The following is an 18,095-nucleotide window of genomic DNA, read 5'->3' as shown; positions in this document are numbered from 1 at the left end:
CATCACTGCGCTTCGGACTGCATCATAGATGCGGGGGAGAACATAGATGCGGGGGAGAACTCATGCGCCGGTGTGAGCATCGGCGCCGACCTGCCCCTTCCCAACTTCCTCGGCGAGGCGCCTCGTGAAGGCCTGTTCGTAGGTGTCGGCGTAGGCCGCGCAGGCCTGCGGATCGATGAACGGGTTCGGCTCCCGGTCCTGCAGAAGCTTGGCCAGTTTCGCCTCGCCGCCCGACGCGCCAGGGTGCGTCGTCAAGAGAATGCCGCAGGGCAGCGACCGCAATCGCTGGAAGGTTTCGCGAAAGCGCGCGGCGGCGCTCCGGTTCGCCGGTGCCGAAAACCGATAGTCGCCCGCTGCCAGCGGTGTCAGGCTGGAGGCGAATACGATATCCGCGCAGCGATCGGCTTCGCAGGAACGCCAGGTCCAGCTCATCGAGCCGGGGGTGTGACCGGGCGTCGCGAGCGCCGTGACGGTGACGTCGCCGACCTGGAGCTCCTCGCCATCGCGGACGGCGCGGACATTCTCGACAGCGGGAAAAGGCGGAAGCCAGGCCATCTGGGGATCGTCGGGGCCACTCTTTCCGGCGCGGAGCACCTCGGCCGCCTCGGCGCCGGCGATCACCGGCGCACCGGTGTCGCGCGCCAGCGCTGCGAGCCCGCCGGCGTGGTCGTAGTGCGGCTCGGTGCTGAGGATCAGCTTCACGTCGCTGGGTTCGAAACCGAGGGCGCGAATGTTGGCCTCGATCTGGCGAACGCCTTGCGGCAGCCCTCCATCGAGCAGGATGAGCCCGTCGCTCGTGCGGATGAGCGCAATGTTCAGGCCGCCGAAGCCGACGAGATAAGTGTTTCCGAAGATCTGCACCGGCGGCTGCGGCGTTAGCCATTCCTGCGCCCGCTCGGGAGCAATCGGCTTCAGGAGAGGATCGCTTGCGGCATGGGCAGGTGTGGCGGCCGCAAGCAAGGCCGCAATCACACTCATGGCTGATCTCATCGTTATCTCCTTGGAAGATCTGAACTCCACGCGTTGGTGAACAACTCAACCGCAGCTGACAAAGCATCATTTCTCGACAGAGGCATGAGTTGCTTTCATGATGACGCTCATGGATCGTGCCCAGCTCCCCCTCAACGCCCTGCGCGCTTTCGAAGCAGCCTCCCGGCATCTGAACTTCACACGCGCGGCGGACGAGCTCTGCGTCAGCCAGGGTGCGGTGAGCCATCAGGTTGCCCTGCTGGAGCGCCGCCTCGGAACCCCGCTCTTCCGCCGCCTTCCGCGCGGCATCATGCTCACCGACGAGGGGCAGGCGCTGGTCCCGGTCGTGCGGGACGCCTTCGACCGCATCGGTGCAACGCTGGACCGCTACGCCGGCGGCCGGATGACGGAAGTCCTGACGGTCGGCGTCGTCGGCACGTTCGCGGTCGGATGGCTGCTGGAGCGGCTGGACGACTTCACGCAGGCACACCCGCATATCGATCTGCGGTTGATGACCAACAACAACAGGGTCGATCTGGCGGGCGAAGGGCTCGATCTCGCGATCCGCTTCGGCGACGGTGCATGGCACGGGACGCATGCCGACAGGATCATGGAGGCCCCGCTGACGCCGCTCTGTACGCCGACGATCGCAGAGCGACTGGACGGGCCCGAGGCGATGAGCCGGGAGAACCTCCTCCGTTCTTACCGGGCCGAAGAATGGCCGCGCTGGTTCGCTGCCGTGGGGCTGGACTGCCCTGCCCTGCGTGGACCGGTCTTCGACAGCTCGGCCCTGATGATCGCGTCAGCGCTGGCCGGGCGCGGCGTAGCGCTCGCGCCGGCGGAGATGTTCGAGAACGAGCTGGCAGCCGAACGCCTCGTCCGGCCGTTTCCGACGCAAGTGAACTGCGGCGCATATTGGCTCACCCGGGCGATGTCCCGCCACGACACCCTCGCCATGCGTGCCTTTCGCGACTGGCTGATGCGCGCCGCTGTCGGATAGCGCTGTTCGCTGCAACGCACTGCTGCTGCGCTCCTGGTTTTCGGACGTCCGCCCTATGCCAACAAGGCTGCCGAGGCCGTGCTGCGCGAGACTGCTTCATAATTGGCATGATAGATTGCTTACAACAGGTATGCCATATAGGTTGACACGTAGGCCGGCCGATCTATGCTACCTCCCAAAATAACCAACACTTCTCTGGGGAGGGACGAAATGACTCGTTGCTTTGCAACGCCGAGCCTGGGCATCCGACGCCTGTCTTTGGGCGCCGTTCTTGCGAGCACCACCGTCATCGCGTTCCCCGCCTATGCGCAGGACAGCGACGCCGCAGCCGAGCCCCCGGCCGACGAGAATACGATCGTCGTCACCGGCCTTCGCGAGACGATCCGGGATTCCATTGCCACCAAGCGAAACGACGACCTGATCGTCGATGCGCTGGTGGCGGACGAGATCGGCGACCTCCCCGCCCTGTCGATTGGCGAGGCGCTGGAAACCCTCACCGGCGCCGGCTCTCACCGCGAACAGGGCGGCGCCACCGAAATCGCCATTCGCGGCCTGGGTCCGTTCCTCAGCTCGACTGTGATCAATGGGCGGATTGCGACCAACGGCAGCGGCGACCGGTCGGTCAATTTCAGTCAGTTCCCTTCCGAACTGTTCAACAAGGTCGGGATCTACAAGACCCAGTCGGCCAGCATGATCGAAGGCGGCGTGGCCGGGCAGATCGCTCTCGAGACGGTGAAGCCGCTCGATTACGGCAAGCGCCGCATCCAGGGGGAATTGAAGCTCAACATCAACCCCGACAACCTCGACATCGATGCCGACCAGCGGTTTCAGGATATCGGCTTCCGCGCGACCGGAAGCTATGTCGACCAGTTCCAGATCGGCGCGGGCGAGCTGGGGATCTCCCTCGGGTACTCGCACAACGAATCGACCAATCCCGAGCAGGAAGCGAACGTCAGCAACACGCTCAACTACTGCAAGAACGATCCCGGCGACACTTCGAGCGGCGTCTTCGCCACCGGAAACTGCAACTCGGACCGGCCCGACCTGGCGGGAACCGAAGACTTCGTGATCGCGCGGAACAGCTATTCGTTTCGCCAGAATATCACCGACGACACACGCGATTCCTTCTTCGGGGCACTACAGTGGCAGCCTAGCCCTGACGTCGATATCAATGCCGACTTCCAGTATTCCAAGCGCCTGTTCCGCGAGCAGCGACACGATCTCAACTTTTCCGAAGGCCGCCGCGTGGATGGCGTGGGCGATGGCCACCACCTCGATTACGATCTGATCACCGGACCCTACGGCGAGTTGCTCCAGTTCACCGGCGAGACCAGCATCGAGAGCAACAGCGAATATCTCGAGCGCGACGAGGAGTATTACGGCGGCGGGCTCTCGCTCTCGGTGCAGGCGAGCGATCGGCTCCGCCTTTCGGGCGACGTCTCGTACTCGCAGACCCATCGCATCGAGGAAGCGGTGCAGGTCCGAATGAGAATTCGAGACGGGCTCGATATCTTCGGCAATCCCGATCAGTATCCGCTCGCGGTCGAGAGCGACGGCGATACGAACAACGACCGTGTCGAAACCGCTTACCTCATCCGGCAGAACGGTTCGGATACGCTGAACTTCGTGGTGCAGGACTTCGACGTCAACAACCACGATCTCTACCGCGACTCCGCTCGGCTGCGGGCCGATCTGGAGCAGGATCGGTACAACAGCGTGTTCGCCGCGCGGGGCGATCTCGAATACGAGATGGACGGCTTCCTCTCGAGCATCCAGGGCGGCGTCCGTTTTCAGGAATTGAAGTATCGCGATGTTCCGGGCGCGGCTGGAAAGAGCCGCTTCGAACACATCTACAGCAACGACGCGCTGGCGGTCGCCAATCAGGAGTGCCGCACGCCATTCCCGGAAAGCGGCTTCATGTCCGCCGTCAGCGGCGGCAATCCGCTGGTCACGGTGGTCGACGCCCAGGGCAACGTGGTCTCGACCACCAACACCTTCGCGACGTTCGACGCCCTTTGTCTCGCCCGGACACTCGAAGAGAACGACCCGACGGGCGAGCTGCATTTCGACGAGGACGGCATCCCGATCTATCCAACCGGGGATTTCGACTCCATCCAGAACAGCGACGTCAACGAGAAGAGCTGGGCTGGTTACCTCCAAGCAAACTTCGACGGCGACATCGGCCTTCCGGTTCGCGGAAACTTCGGCCTTCGTGTCATCAACACCAAGGTGCGCTCGAACGGCTTCCGCGGTCAGCTGTCCGCGGTTTACGATCCCGACACAGGCGAACTGGTCGACATCGTCGAGGATACCGATACGCTGACGGGCGTCACCGGTGGCGGATCGTACACTGAATTTCTGCCCAGCTTCAATATCACGGGCGAACTGCAGCCCGACTTGCTCGCCCGTTTCGCCGTCTACCGCGCCCTCTCGCGCCCGGACCCGTCGGCGCTCGGCTATGGCCGCACGTTCAATGCGCTGATCGACGACGGCAGCCCGATCTACTCGGTGGAAGATGCGATCGGCACCGCCAATGCGACGGGCAATCCCTTCACCGATCCGCTGCTGTCGTGGAACTTCGACGCCGCGATCGAATGGTATCCCAACGAAGACACCATTCTGGCCGTCGGCGGATACTACAAGAGCTTCAACGGGGGGTTCGATACGATCGGCCGGTTCGAAACTTTCGTGGTCGACGGGGAGGAACTCGAAACGCTGGTCACCACCCTCAATACAAGCGACGAGATGAGCACGATCTACGGGATCGAGGTCACCGCGGCGCACCGCTTCAGCTATCTGCCCAAGCCGCTCGACGGCCTTGGTTTCAAGCTCAGCTACAACTTTGCCGATTCCGACTTCGAAATTCACGACGATACGCTCGGCGCGATAACGACGGTCAACGAGGACGGGACGACCTCCACGAGCGAGGCGCTGATCCCGCCCTCCGGGATCTTCGGCCTTTCGAAGCACGTTCTGTCGGCGCAGGCCTACTACAAGATCGGCAAGCTGCAGTTCCAGGGTGTGTACAAGTACCGCAGCCGCTACTTCCAGCAGTTTGTCGGGACCCCCGGCCGCGTGCGCTATGTCGACGACGCGGGCGTGTTCGAGGCGCGCATCTCCTACGCGCTGAATGAAAACCTGCGTCTGACGGTTGAAGGCCTCAATCTCTTCAACGAGCCCCGGACCGATTATCGCGGCACGATCAACGACTTCGGAGCCGTCCATGTCTACGGTCCGCGCTATTATGCGGGGATTCGGGCACGGTTCTAGCACGGCTCCAACTGGAACAAACTTGCCGATTTGTTTAGGGCAATTGGTGTAGGAGATCCTGCAGGCAATTCGTGCGAAGGTGAGTATGAGCGGTAAGAGGCTTTTCCAATCGGTCGCGGAACAGATCGCTGAGCTGATCGACGAGGGCGCGTTCCCGCCCGGCACCCGGCTGCCCGGAGAGCGGGAACTGGCCGAACGCCTCGGGGTCAGCAGGGTCACGATCCGCGAGGCCGAGATCGCGCTCCAGGCCGTTGGCCGGCTCGAGATCAAGACCGGCTCCGGCGTTTACGTGAGCGAAACCCAGCCCGCGAGCCGGGTGACGCTGCCAAAGGCGAGCGCCTTCGAAGTCACCGAGGCACGCTTGCTGATCGAATCCGAAGCGGCGGCACTGGCCGCGCACAACATCACCGACGAAGCGATTGCGCGGCTCGAGGAACTCATCGAGCAGATGCGCTCTCCGGACAACGATACTGCGAACGAGGCGGACGAGGCGTTCCACCTGACGATCGCCGAAGCGTCGAACAACGCCGCAATGGTTCACACGATCAAATCGCTGTGGCGGATGCGCGAAGAGATCCCCGACGTGAAGGCCACGTACGAGGCGGTCTGCGTGCACGATGCGGAGACCCGGACCGACGAGCACCGGGCGGTGTTCGAGGCGCTGCGCGCGCGCGATTCCGCAGCCGCCCGGTCCGCCATGCGCGACCACTTCCACCGCCTTATCACCGCGATGCTCGATGCGACGGAGAAGATGGCGCTGGAGGCGGTTCAGCAGCGCGCCCTGCAGAGCCGTGAGCGTTTCCTCGCCTCGGCCCGGATCGGCTGACCACATTGGTATGACAGAGATACATCAGTTTGGCATGCCAAACTGATTGACAGCAGGGCAGCAGGCCCTATGGTCGCCTTACAAGCGGAAAACGCGTGGGAGGGTGATCATGTTAGGTCGGCTGAGCCTGTGGCTCGCGCTCGTCTTTGCAGCGGTCGCGCCGCTGCGCGCCGAGCAATATCTTGTTCGCGACCAGGACGAATACGCCGAGGCCCTGGAGCAGGTGGCCGCTGGCGACGTCATCGTGCTCGCCAACGGGGAATGGCGCGATTTCGATCTCGTGGTCACCGGCAAGGGGCGCGAGGGCGCGCCGATCACGTTGACCGCGGAAGAGCCCGGGAAAGTCATCCTCACCGGCCAATCGAACCTGCGGATCGGCGGCCGGTACATCGTCGTCAGCGGCCTGGTGTTCCGCGACGGCTATAGCCCGCGCGGCGAAGTGATCTCGTTCCGGCGCAGCAAGGACGATGTCGCCCACAACAGCCGGGTCACCCAGGTGGTGATCGACCACTTCAGCAAGCCCGACCGCTACGAATCCGACTACTGGGTCGGGATTTACGGGACGAACAATCGGTTCGATCACAACCATCTGGTCGGCAAGACCAACAAGGGCGTGACGCTGGCGGTGCGGCTCGACACGCCGGAAAGCCGCAACAACGGCCACCGGATCGATCGCAACTACTTCGGCCCGCGGCCCGTGCTCGGCTCGAATGGCGGCGAGACCATACGCATCGGGACGAGCAAGTATTCGATGTTCCGCTCGGGTACGATCGTAGAGCGGAACGTGTTCGACCGATGCGACGGCGAGGTGGAGATCATCTCTTCCAAGTCGGGCGGCAACGTCTACCGGGAAAACCTCTTCCTCCGCTCGCGCGGGACTCTCACCCTGCGGCACGGCGACGACAACGTCGTCGAGCGCAACGTCTTCCTGGGACATGGGAAGGACTACACGGGCGGCATCCGCGTCATCAACCGCAACCAGACGGTCCGCGGCAACTATATGGAGGGGCTGCGCGGAACCGGCTTCGCCAGCGCGCTGACGGTGATGAACGGCGTGCCGAACTCGCCGGTAAACCGCTACGTCCAGGTCGAGAGCGCGCTGATCGAGCGGAACACCGTCGTCGACAGCACACGCGTGACCCTCGCCGCCGGCGCGGACGAAGAACGCTCCGCACCGCCGGTCAACTCGCTGATGCGGGCCAATCTTTTCATCAGCCCCACGGATGCGAACCTCTTCCAGGTCGAAGACGATATCTCGGGCATCGACCTTCAGGGGAATATCCTCTTGGGAGAACCCGAGACAGCCCCGGCCCCGCAGATCGAAGCGCAGCCGGGCGAATTGGCTCGCGCAGAAAACGGGCTGCTCTACCCCGTCGACCCCGCTCTCGCCGACGTCGGCGCCCCGCGCGACCTCCAGCCCGTCGCCCTCTCCCAAGTGGGCGTGCCCTGGTACGAGAAGCCGGACGCCGAGCGCGCCTTCGGCTCCTCCGGCGCGGTGCACGAGGTTTCGCCCGGCGAGGACTCGCTGGTCGACGCGGTTGCCGCCGCGCGCGAAGGCGACGTGCTGCTGCTCGCGGCAGGCGAATATCTCGTCACTCAGGTGATCCCAGTCGACAAGACGCTGACCATAAATGGCGCCCCGGCCGCGCCTGGGGATGAGGCGATCGTTCGCTTCACCCGCCCTGCCCTTTTCGAGCTCGGCGAAGACGGCCGCCTCCAGCTTCAGCATCTGACGATCGACGGCGGCCAGGCCGACGACTCGGTGGGGAATTCGGTGATCCGGACGAACACTGCCGGCGCCGGCGCGAACATGCTCGTCGAGATGCAAGACGTCGCCGTGCGCAACCTCACGGTCAACAAGTCCTTCAACGTGCTGACCCTCGGCAAGAGCGCCCTCGCCGACCGCGTCACGATCCGTGCCAGCGAGTTTTCCGGCATCTCCGGCACGATCGTTTCCGCCGCCGCGGAGACCGAAGACTTCGGTCAGTACAACCTCGAATACCTCACGATTGCCGACAGCACCTTCGCCGATATCGGCGGCCCGATCGCTCAGGTGTATCGCGGTGGTACCGATGAGAGCACGTTCGGTCCCTTTGTGGAGATTTCCGGAAACACGCTCTCCAACGTCGGCAAGGCGGCCGCGAACGACGCCTCGATCCTGCTCCACGGCGTCCAGACCGCCCGCGTGGCCCGTAACGCCTTCGCCGATTCAGCCCGACTGCGGGTCGTTCACACGGTCGGCCGGCCAAGAACGGCGGTAACCGGCAACACCTTCGCCGGCACCCCTGAGCCGGAGTTCGAGGAGCTTGTCTTCGACGGCGCGCCGCGGGTGGAGCTTGCCGGAAACACCTTCGCCGGGAGGGCTGCCGAATGATCCGTCGCACGTCCCTCCTCGCCGCCACTGCCCTCGCCCTGGCGGCCCCCGCAGTCGCCGAGGCCGCCCCGCCCTCCCCTGCGCTGTCGGCGACCGACGCCGAGTTGCCGCCGCTCTATCGCGCCGAACTTGCGCAGGCGCGCAGCTTCGTCAGCGAGATGATGGCCGCAGGGATAGTCGTCCCGGTGCCGAAAGACCCGGGCGGCGGCTACACGCACGAACAGCACAAGCGCAATTACAAGGCGATCTATCTCGCCGGGCAGTTGTACCGCATCACCGGCGAGCAGGCTTATGCCGACTATGTCCGTGACATGCTGCTCGCCTATGCCGAGCTCTACCCGACGCTCGGCGACCACCCCGCGCGCCACAACCAGAACCCGGGCCGCCTGTTCTGGCAGGTCCTCAACGACGCGGTGTGGCTGGTCTACGCGGTCCAAGGCTATGGCGAGATCCGGGGAACGCTGAGCGAGGCGGAGCGCGAACGGATCGACGATCAGGTCTTCCGCCGGGCCGCCGAGTTCCTTTCGGTGGACTCGCGCGCCACGTTCGACCGGATCCACAATCACGCGACCTGGGCAACCGCCGGCGTCGGCATGACTGGTTACCTGCTGGGCGACGAGGACATGGTCGAACGCGCACTGCTCGGCTCGGACAAGAGCGGCACGTCCGGCTTCCTGCGCCAGACCGAGCTGCTGTTCTCCCCCGACGGCTATTATGCGGAAGGGCCATACTATCAGCGCTATGCGCTGCTGCCGTTCATGGTCTTTGCCGACGCGATCGCGCGCAACGATCCGGAACGGCGCATCTTCGAACACCGCGACGGGATATTGCTCAAGGCGCTCTATACCACCGTGCAGCTCACCTACGGCGGGTATTTCTTCCCGTTCAATGACGCGATGAAGGACAAGAGCCTCAGGACCGACGAGCTCTATCACGGCGTCGCCATCGCCTACGAGCGAACGCGCGATCCGGCCTTGCTGTCGATTGCGGAATTTCAGGGGCGTACCGTATTGAGCGAGGGCGGCCGGCTGGTCGCACGCGATCTCGCCGCCGGCAAGGCGAAGCCGTTTCCTTTCCGCTCGCTGCTGCTGCGCGACGGACCGGATGGAGACCGCGGGGCGGTTGCAGTCCTGCGCCGCGGCAGCGGCCCCGAACATACCGTGCTGGTCGCCAAGAACACCTCCCAGGGCATGGGTCACGGCCACTTCGACAAGCTCAGTTGGCAGCTCTACGACAACGGCAACGAGATCGTTCGCGATTACGGCGCGGCACGGTTCCTCAACATCGAAGCGAAGCGCGGCGGCCGCTATCTGCCCGAGAACGAGAGTTGGGCGAAGCAGACGATCGCCCACAACACCGTCGCCGTCGATATGCGCAGTCACTTCGACGGGGACCACGAACTCGGGGAAACGATAGCTCCAGAGCAGCTCTATTTCTCGGACCAGCCCGGGCTTCAGGTGAGCAGTGCACGCGTCGAGAACGTCCAGCCAGGCGTGGCCCTCCAGCGGACGTTGATGATGGCGGACATCCCTGGATTGGAGGAGCCCACGGTCCTCGATCTGATGCGCGCCGAGAGCGACGCCAGCCACAGCTACGATCTGCCACTCCACTATCAGGGCCACATCATGGAGTTGGGCTTCCCGGTCGAAAGCCACATCGGCGCCCGCCCCGTGCTGGGCGAGGACAACGGCTATCAGCACATCTGGGTCGATGCAGCGGCGCAGCCCGAAGCGGGCGATACGGCGATGACCTGGCTGCTCGACGGCAGGTTCTATACCTACCGGTTCGTGACCGACGGCAGCGTTCAGGCGATCCTGGGCGAGAGCGGCGCGAACGATCCGGATTTCAACTTGCGCCGCGAGCCGATGGTGATCCTGCGTGCACGCGACAAGCGCGACCACGCGTTCGTTTCCCTGCTCGAGAGCCACGGTCGCTACGACGGTGCTGCGGAACAGACCGTCGCCAGCCGCAGTCGGGTCCGCACCATGCGGCACGACCGGATCAACGGCGCCGACGTGGTTCGTCTGACACTGGCGGACGGCCGCCGCGTCGCGATCGCGGTGTCGCACGATACGGATGAAAGCGCCCGCCATCAGGTTACGCTCGATGGAGAAACGCTGGCGTGGGCCGGCTTCGCGGCCGTCATCGAGTTGAATGCCGGAGGAGCACGATGATGCACAATCGCCTGCGCTGGCTGATCGTCACGCTCGTCGCCGTCGCCACCGTGGTCAACTACATCGACCGCGGTGCGTTGGGCTTCCTGTGGCCGGAGATCTCCGAGGACCTCGGCCTCGACAAGTTCGATTACGCGATCATCCTCAACGTCTTCACCTTCGCCTACGCATTCGGCCAGACCTTGTTCGGCAAGATCTTCGACTGGATCGGAACTCGGCTCGGCTTCGTCCTTTCAATCGTGGTCTGGTCCGCAGCGACCATGCTCCACGCCGCGGCCGCGGGGCTGGCGAGCTTTTCGATTTTCCGTGGGCTGCTGGGCCTGTCGGAAGCCGGTAACTGGCCTGGCGCGACCAAGGCCAATGCGGAGTGGTTCCCGATCAGCGAGCGCGCGCTTGCGCAGGGGATCTTCAATTCGGGCGCAGCGATCGGCGGGATCATTTCGGCACCCGTGGTCGCCTATCTCTTCGTGTTCCTCGATTCGTGGCAGGCGACCTTCATCGCGGTCGGCGCGCTCGGCTTCCTCTGGCTGATCCCCTGGCTGATCATCTACAAGACGGGGCCCGAAGCGCACCCGTGGATCAGCGCCGAGGAACGCAACTACATCCTGACCGGCCAGCGCAGCCTCGATACGGAGGAAGCGGCGAGCTACGCGCCGAATTCGCGCGAGATCCTCTCTCGCAAGGAAAGCTGGGGCGTCATCCTCGCTTCGTTCTTCCTCGATCCCATCTGGTGGCTCTTCGTCGGATGGCTGCCACTCTATCTTTCCGAGACCTACGGCTTCGGGGTCGCGGAGATCGGCCTCTACGCCTGGATGCCCTACGTCGGGGCGATGTTCGGCGCATGGTTCGGCGGCCTTCTTGCCCAGAACCGCATCGCCGCCGGCTGGACGGTCAACCGCACCCGCAAGACCGTCATCGCACTCGGCGGCGCGATCATGCTCGTTTCGCTGCTGCTGACGATCGTGGCCGCAACGCCGCTCATCGCGGTCCTGCTCATGGCTGCGATCCTGTTCGGCTTCCAGACCGCCGTGGGCAATATCCAGACGCTGCCGAGCGACTTCTACTCGGGCAAGTCGGTGGCGACGCTGGCCGGGTTCGCGGGCACCGCCGCCAAACTGGCGGTGGTCGGACTCAACTTCCTGATCCCGATCTTGACGGTCGAAAGCTACGCGCCGGCCTTCGTCGTCGGCTCGGCGCTGGCGATCCTGACGGTGGTGTCGGTCCTCGTCCTGTGCCCGCAGATCAGGCCGCTCAAGCCCGCCGCGACCTAACTCGACATTCCATCAATCAAACGCAACCACAGGAAAACTCATGACAAAGCTCAACGGCAAGGTAGCGATCGTAACCGGGGCAGGCCGCGACATCGGCCGCGCAGTCTCGCTGGAACTGGCGAAGCAGGGCGCCAGGGTCGCTATCAACTTCCGCGGCGACGACGACAAGGCGAGTGCAACCGTTGCGGAGATCGAGCGCGCGGGCGGCACGGCCGTGAAAGTGCGGGCGGACGTGACCAAGGCGGATGAGGTCACGCAACTCGTCGCCGAGGTGCGCAATGCGTTCGGCGAGGAGATCCACATCCTGGCCAACGTTGCAGGGGGCATGGTCGAACGCCGCCCGCTGGCCGAGATGGACGAGGAGTTCTTCAATCAGGTCATGCAGCTCAACGTGACGTCGACGTTCCTCACCACGAAGGCCGTCGTGCCCCATATGCCGGCGGGGTCGGCGATCGTGAACTTTGCCTCGCAGGCGGGGCGCGACGGCGGCGGACCGGGCGCTTGCGCCTATGCCACGTCGAAGGGCGCCGTGATGACCTTCACGCGGGCCATGGCAAAGGAGCTCGGCCCGCGCGGCGTGAGAGTGAACGCGCTGTGCCCGGGCATGATCGCGACAACGTTCCACGACACCTTCACCAAGGACGAGGTGCGCAAGAACGTCGCGGCCGCCACGCCTCTGCGGCGCGAAGGCAATGCCGGCGAAGTGGCGGCAGCGGTCGCCTGGCTGGCGAGCGACGATGCAGCGTTCGTCACCGGCGCCAACATCGACATCAACGGCGGAACCTTCTTTTCCTGAGCCTTTCGGCGTAGCGACGGTCCGCCATGAAAACCTTCATCTTCGGGGAAGCCATGCTCGAATATCACGGGCATGGCGGGAGCGGACTGCGCTTCGGCGGCGACACTCTCAACACGGCCGTTCACATGGCGCGTCGCGGATACGACGTGGCCTTCGTGACGGCCGTGGGTGTCGATCCCATCAGCGACGCTCTGGTCGCTGCGTGGCAGGCCGAAGGCATCGACACGGCTCACGTGCACCGCCACCCCGACCGTTCGCCGGGGATCTACGCGATCCATCTGGACGAACACGGCGAACGCAGCTTCCTGTACTGCCGCGATCGCAGCGCGGCGCGCGAGATGTTCGCCATGCCGGGCATGGCGGAATCGCTGAACCGAGCGGCCGAATGCGATCTGGTCTACTTCAGCCTCATCACGCTCGCGATCATCGGCGACCGCGGCCGCGAGCAACTGCTGAACCTCGCGCACGAGCGAAAGGCTGCCGGCCTGCACGTCGCCTACGACAGCAATTTCCGGCCCGCGCTGTGGCCCGATCTCGCGCTCGCGCGGGAGGTATCTACCAGCGCGATGCGCTCGGCGACGATCGGTTTGCCCACCGATGTCGACGAGCGCCAACTGCACGGCGCCGGGCAGTCGGAGGTAGAGATCGCGGACCGCTGGCACGAGGCCGGGTGCGAGGAAGTCGTCGTGAAGGCCGGCGAGCGCGGCTGCATCTTGAAATCGGGCTCGCGGGCGTGCCGCTACTATCCCGCATCCTGCGTTGAGGTCGTGGATTCCAGCGGCGCCGGAGATGCCTTCAACGCCGGCTTCCTGGCTTCCCGCATCAGCGGCACCAACGCATCCGACGCCGTTGCTGCCGGCCAGGAGCTTGCCGCCGAGACCATCGGCCATCACGGCGCGATAAGGCTATAGCCTCGCAACCCGGAACTGCGAGCTCCCCGCCCCTGCAGGCTTGGCATGGGCGGCCGGAGCGCGCATCTGGGCGACATGGCTGATCCGGCGCCGAATTCACCGCTCTCGTTCCCCGTTTTTCGCGCGGTGTGGATCGCCAGCATGGCATCGAATTTCGGTGGGCTGATCCAGTCGGTCGGTGCGTCGTGGCTGATGACCTCGCTCACCCCGTCACCCCAGATGGTCGCGCTGGTCCAGGCGTCTACCGCCCTCCCCATCCTGCTGCTGTCGCTCTGGTCCGGGGCGGTTGCCGACAATCTCGATCGGCGGCGCGTGATGCTCGCAGCGCAAGGCTTCATGCTGCTGGTGTCCGTGGCTCTCGCGGCGATCACCTTCGCCGGCTGGATCACGCCGTGGCTGCTCCTCCTCTTCACCTTCCTCCTCGGCTGCGGCGCTGCGATGAACGGGCCGGCCTGGCAGGCTTCGGTAGGCGACATGGTGCCGCGCGCCGCGCTGCCGGGTGCGGTTGCGCTCAACTCCATGGGCTTCAACATCGCACGCAGCCTCGGGCCCGCGATCGGCGGCGCCATCGTCGCGGCGGCAGGCGCCGCGGCGGCGTTCGTCGCCAACGCGGTCAGCTATCTCGGGCTGATCGCGGTTCTGGCGCGGTGGCAACCTGTCCGGGAGGAGCGCGTGCTGGCGCGCGAGGCGCTGGGTCATGCAATGGCGGCCGGCGTACGCTACGTCGCGATGTCGCCAGACATCCGCACGGTGCTCATGCGTGCCCTTCTGTTCGGTGTCGGTGCCAGTGCGGTCCCGGCGATGATGCCGCTAATCGCACGCGACGTGATCGTGGGCGACTCGCTGACGTACGGCGTGCTGCTCGGCGCATTCGGGATCGGCGCGGTGGGCGGCGGACTGATGGTGCGCCGGCTGCGCGACCGCATGTCCGTGGAATCGATCGTTCGGGTTGCGGCCGGCGCGCTGGTGATTGGCAGCGCGGTCGCGGGGCTCAGCGAAACCATGCTGCTAACCATGCCAGCGCTAGCGCTGGCGGGCGGCGGCTGGGTTCTGGCCTTGTCGACCTTCAACGTAACGGTGCAGCTTTCCGCGCCGCGCTGGGTCGTGGCGCGGGCACTGTCGCTATATCAAATGGCCGCGTTCGGCGGAATGGCGGGCGGCGCAGTCCTGTTCGGCGGCATCGCAGACGCGCAGGGGGTGCAGTTCGCCCTGCTCGTGGCGGCAGCAGTCCAGGGGCTCACGATTCTCGCCGGCTTAGTGCTCCCCCTGCCCGCTGCGCGCGACCTCAACCTGGCCCTGCGCGACTGGTCGGAGCCCGAGACCGTCGTGCCGGTCGACGAACGCAGCGGCCCGGTCGTGGTCACGATCGAATACCGCATCGCGCCCGGCGATATCCCGCGCTTCCTCAACGTCATGCACGAGCGAAGGCGCATCCGCAGGCGCGACGGTGCAAAGCATTGGACCCTCCTTCGCGACCTGGGCGAACCCGAGCTGTGGCTCGAGCGCTACCACGTAGCCACCTGGCTCGACTACGTGCGCCACAACCAGCGGCGCACGCACGAGGATGCGCAAAACACCCGCGACCTACACGAGCTGCACATCGGGCCGGCCAGACCCGTCGTCCACCGCCTGATCGAACGCCAGACCTCAACCCTCCCCGGCATCCGCGAAGCGTCGCCCCGCGAACTCGCCGACCCGATGACCGACACCGCGCGGCAGGCATAACACCGCCCCCACCTGGGGATGCTGACTCAAGCACCAGCCGTTAGTCGCCGTCGCGGCGTTGCTGGCGCCACATCGCCGCATAAGTACCGTTGGCGGCGAGCAGGTCGGGATGACGTCCGCGCTCGACGATACGGCCCGCGACCAGTACCAGAATCTCGTCGGCATCCACGATGGTCGACAAGCGGTGCGCGATGACCAGCGTGGTGCGTGCGTTGGCGAGACGATCGAGACTGGCCTGGATGTCGCGCTCGGTGCGTGTGTCGAGCGCGCTCGTGGCTTCGTCGAAGATCAGGATCGGGGGCGATTTGACGATCACTCGCGCAATCGCGATGCGCTGCTTCTCGCCGCCCGACAGTTTCAGCCCGCGCTCTCCGACGATGCTCGCATAACCGTCGGGCAACCGCTCGATCGCATCGTGGACACGCGCCGCGCGGGCCGCGGCTTCGACTTCGGCCGCTGGCAGGTCCGTCGCACCATAACCGATGTTGTAGGCGGCATCGTCATTGAACAGCACGGTGTCCTGCGGCACGACCCCGATCGCGCGGCGTAGGCTTTGCTGCGTCACCTCGCTGATGTCTTGCCCGTCGATCGCAATGCATCCGGCCTCGGCGTCGTAGAAGCGAAACAGCAACCGTGCGATGGTCGATTTGCCGCTCCCGCTCGGGCCGACGACAGCAACCCGCTGACCGGGCCGAATTTCGAACGACACGCCCTCGAGGATGGGCCGCCGCAGATCGTAAGCGAACGATACGTTATCGAACGAGACATGACCGCTCGAGACCCTCAGTTCGCGTGCATCTGGGGCGTCACGCACCTCGGGCGACACCGCCAGCAGATCAAGCATCGCCTCCCCGTCGGTATAGGCTTGGCGCACACCGCCATAGACAGTCGCGAGCGCCTCCAACGGGGCGTAAAGCTGCAACAGAAAAGCGTTGATGAGGACGAAGTCGCCAATGCTCATCTGCCCGGCGGCGACGCCGTGCGCGGCCATGATCATGACGACGATGGCGCCTGCCGCCAAAACCGCCGCCTGGAATACGCCGATCAGCGTTTCAGCCAGCTTCGCGCGTACCGCCGACCGTTCGTAGGCGCGCCGCGCCCGGTCGTAGCGGTCGGCTTCGATTTCCTCGGCGGCGAAATACTTGACGGTTTCGTAGTTGAGCAAGCTGTCCATCGCGGCGATGCTTGCCTTGACGTCGAGCGCGTTGGTTTGGCGCCGCAGCCTCACCTGGTAGCGAGCGCCGAACGCCGTGAGTGACAGATAGACAGCGAGCGTTGCCAGCGTCGCCAGTGCATATCCGGCGCTGTATCCGCTCGCGAGGATTGCGATCACCGCCGCAAGCTCGATCACTGTCGGTATCAGAGTGAACAGGACGAGCTCGGCGAGGAACTCGATCGAAACCGTTCCGCGGCCGACGATCTGCGCAATGCCGCCGCTCTTGCGGTCCAGATGGAAGCGCAGCGAAAGAGAATGAAGGTGGCGGAAGACCTCGATCGCGGTCAATCGGATCGCGCGCTGTGCCACGCGGATGAACGTCAACTGGCGCAGTTCCGCGATCGATTGCGTGATCAGCCGAGCTGAACCGTAAGCGACCACCAACAGGACCGGCACGGTAACCGCACCCGGCGCGGACAACCTATCGACTATGTCCTTGTAGAAGAACGGTGCAGCGAGCAGCACGAGTTTGCCGACCGCGACGAGCAGCAGCGACACGATCACCTGTACGCGGATCATCGGCGCGCCGCGCGGCCAGAGCATCTCGCCATAACGCCGTAGCGTCATCGCAACGGCGCTTCGCTGGCCGACGAGGCGCTTCCCCTCACCGATTACTGGCCTGTAATTGGGCTGAGCCCGCTAGCCGAATTATGTCGAAAACCGATCATCCATGTGGAGAGCGGGACATGACACTGGCGGAACGAATTGCCGATATCGAGGAGCGGCGCGGCAGCCGCGTCGTCGTCCTCGCCGCATCGCATATCGATCTGGATCTGTTGCCGATGCTGTACGACACCTTGGCCGCGATGGGCGATACGTCGCGCCTCGACATACTGCTCTGGATCAAGGGTGGCGCAGTCGATGGTGCGCGCCGGATCGGGCTGCTGCTCGCCGACGCAACCGAGCACCTCGGCGCAATCGTGCCCGACAGGTGCCAATCGTCGGGCACGATAGTCGCCCTCGCCGCACATGAGATCGTCGCAGGCCCATGCGCGATCTTCTCGCCCGTCGACCCTTCGCTCCAAGGGCCGATCGCGGATGATAGCGGCAGTCCCGGAGCAATATCGACCGAGGACGTCCGCCGCTTCGCCGAGATGGCACGCGAATGGTTCGGACAAGAGGACGAGCAGGCGCGGTTGTCGGCACTGGCCGCCATGACCGCTGCGATATTTCCGCCCACACTCACTGCCTTCTACCGCGCCACCCGCGAAGTCGAGACGATCTGCCGCGATCTCATCGGCCGACGTCTGGGCGCCGATCCGTCCTGCGACGCGGACAGGATCGTCAGCCATCTGATGCACGGCTATCATTCGCACAGCTTTCCGCTGGCCGCAGACGACCTTGCCGATCTCGGCCTCCCGGTCGTGCGCGACACGAGGGTGGAAATGGCAGCCTGGCAGATCGCTGAGATGCTGCGGACATCGGTCGGCGGCGGCTTGCGCGACGGCGAGCAGGATGATTGGTTTGACGCCTGCATTGCCACCCGGGAGGCGTGTCATCTGCGGCGGACCGGCCCTCATCGAATGATGCCGCGCTGGGAAGCAGGGATAATTGGCGATTGAC

At 65.0% G+C, this 18,095-nt stretch carries 12 protein-coding genes; 10 read left to right on the top strand and 2 right to left on the bottom strand.

Going from position 1 to position 18,095, the window contains the following annotated elements; genetic code table 11:
- Positions 1-60 precede the first annotated feature (60 nt).
- Positions 61-990, bottom strand: a complete 930-nt coding sequence (bla, locus tag AC3A5N_RS12175) for a subclass B3 metallo-beta-lactamase (protein ID WP_487737585.1) — start codon at positions 988-990, stop codon at positions 61-63.
- A gap of 109 nt (positions 991-1,099) precedes the next feature.
- On the opposite strand from bla, the gene AC3A5N_RS12170 reads away from it, so the two are divergent.
- The 9 genes from AC3A5N_RS12170 (at position 1,100) to AC3A5N_RS12130 (ending at position 15,316) form a co-directional block, all read left to right on the top strand.
- Positions 1,100-1,969, top strand: coding sequence for a LysR substrate-binding domain-containing protein (locus AC3A5N_RS12170; RefSeq protein ID WP_487737703.1), 870 nt, complete (start codon positions 1,100-1,102; stop codon positions 1,967-1,969).
- Positions 1,970-2,227: 258 nt separating this feature from the next.
- Entirely contained in the window at positions 2,228-5,239 is a 3,012-nt protein-coding gene (locus AC3A5N_RS12165) for a TonB-dependent receptor (RefSeq protein WP_487737584.1), read from the top strand.
- Positions 5,240-5,324: 85 nt separating this feature from the next.
- On the top strand, positions 5,325-6,065 hold the full coding sequence (locus tag AC3A5N_RS12160; RefSeq protein WP_487737583.1) for a FadR/GntR family transcriptional regulator: 741 nt from the start codon (positions 5,325-5,327) through the stop codon (positions 6,063-6,065).
- Between the two features lie 109 nt (positions 6,066-6,174).
- Entirely contained in the window at positions 6,175-8,439 is a 2,265-nt protein-coding gene (locus AC3A5N_RS12155) for a chondroitinase-B domain-containing protein (protein WP_487737582.1), read from the top strand.
- Positions 8,436-10,613, top strand: a complete 2,178-nt coding sequence (locus AC3A5N_RS12150) for an alginate lyase family protein (RefSeq protein WP_487737581.1) — start codon at positions 8,436-8,438, stop codon at positions 10,611-10,613. Before AC3A5N_RS12155 ends, AC3A5N_RS12150 begins: the two co-directional genes overlap by 4 nt.
- Positions 10,610-11,884, top strand: coding sequence for an MFS transporter (locus tag AC3A5N_RS12145; protein WP_487737580.1), 1,275 nt, complete (start codon positions 10,610-10,612; stop codon positions 11,882-11,884). The genes AC3A5N_RS12150 and AC3A5N_RS12145 overlap by 4 nt, the downstream gene beginning before the upstream one ends.
- A 40-nt stretch (positions 11,885-11,924) precedes the next feature.
- Entirely contained in the window at positions 11,925-12,680 is a 756-nt protein-coding gene (locus AC3A5N_RS12140) for an SDR family NAD(P)-dependent oxidoreductase (RefSeq protein WP_487737579.1), read from the top strand.
- A 26-nt stretch (positions 12,681-12,706) separates the two neighbouring features.
- Positions 12,707-13,591, top strand: a complete 885-nt coding sequence (locus AC3A5N_RS12135; RefSeq protein ID WP_487737578.1) for a sugar kinase — start codon at positions 12,707-12,709, stop codon at positions 13,589-13,591.
- 75 nt (positions 13,592-13,666) lie between these two features.
- Positions 13,667-15,316, top strand: coding sequence for an MFS transporter (locus AC3A5N_RS12130; protein ID WP_487737577.1), 1,650 nt, complete (start codon positions 13,667-13,669; stop codon positions 15,314-15,316).
- 40 nt (positions 15,317-15,356) lie between these two features.
- Here the strand turns inward: AC3A5N_RS12130 and AC3A5N_RS12125 are convergent, their stop codons facing one another.
- Positions 15,357-17,099 (bottom strand): ABCB family ABC transporter ATP-binding protein/permease, encoded by a 1,743-nt coding sequence (locus AC3A5N_RS12125; RefSeq protein ID WP_487737576.1) that lies wholly within the window; start codon positions 17,097-17,099, stop codon positions 15,357-15,359.
- A 119-nt stretch (positions 17,100-17,218) separates the two neighbouring features.
- Between AC3A5N_RS12125 and AC3A5N_RS12120 the strand changes: the two genes are divergently transcribed.
- Positions 17,219-18,094, top strand: a complete 876-nt coding sequence (locus tag AC3A5N_RS12120; RefSeq protein ID WP_487737575.1) for an SDH family Clp fold serine proteinase — start codon at positions 17,219-17,221, stop codon at positions 18,092-18,094.
- Position 18,095: the final 1 nt, after the last annotated feature.

The sequence above is a fragment of the Pelagerythrobacter sp. Soil_C_18 genome, from assembly GCF_057657235.1.
Note: the sequence above shows the minus strand (reverse complement) of the source record. Positions and strands in the feature narration are given on the sequence as shown.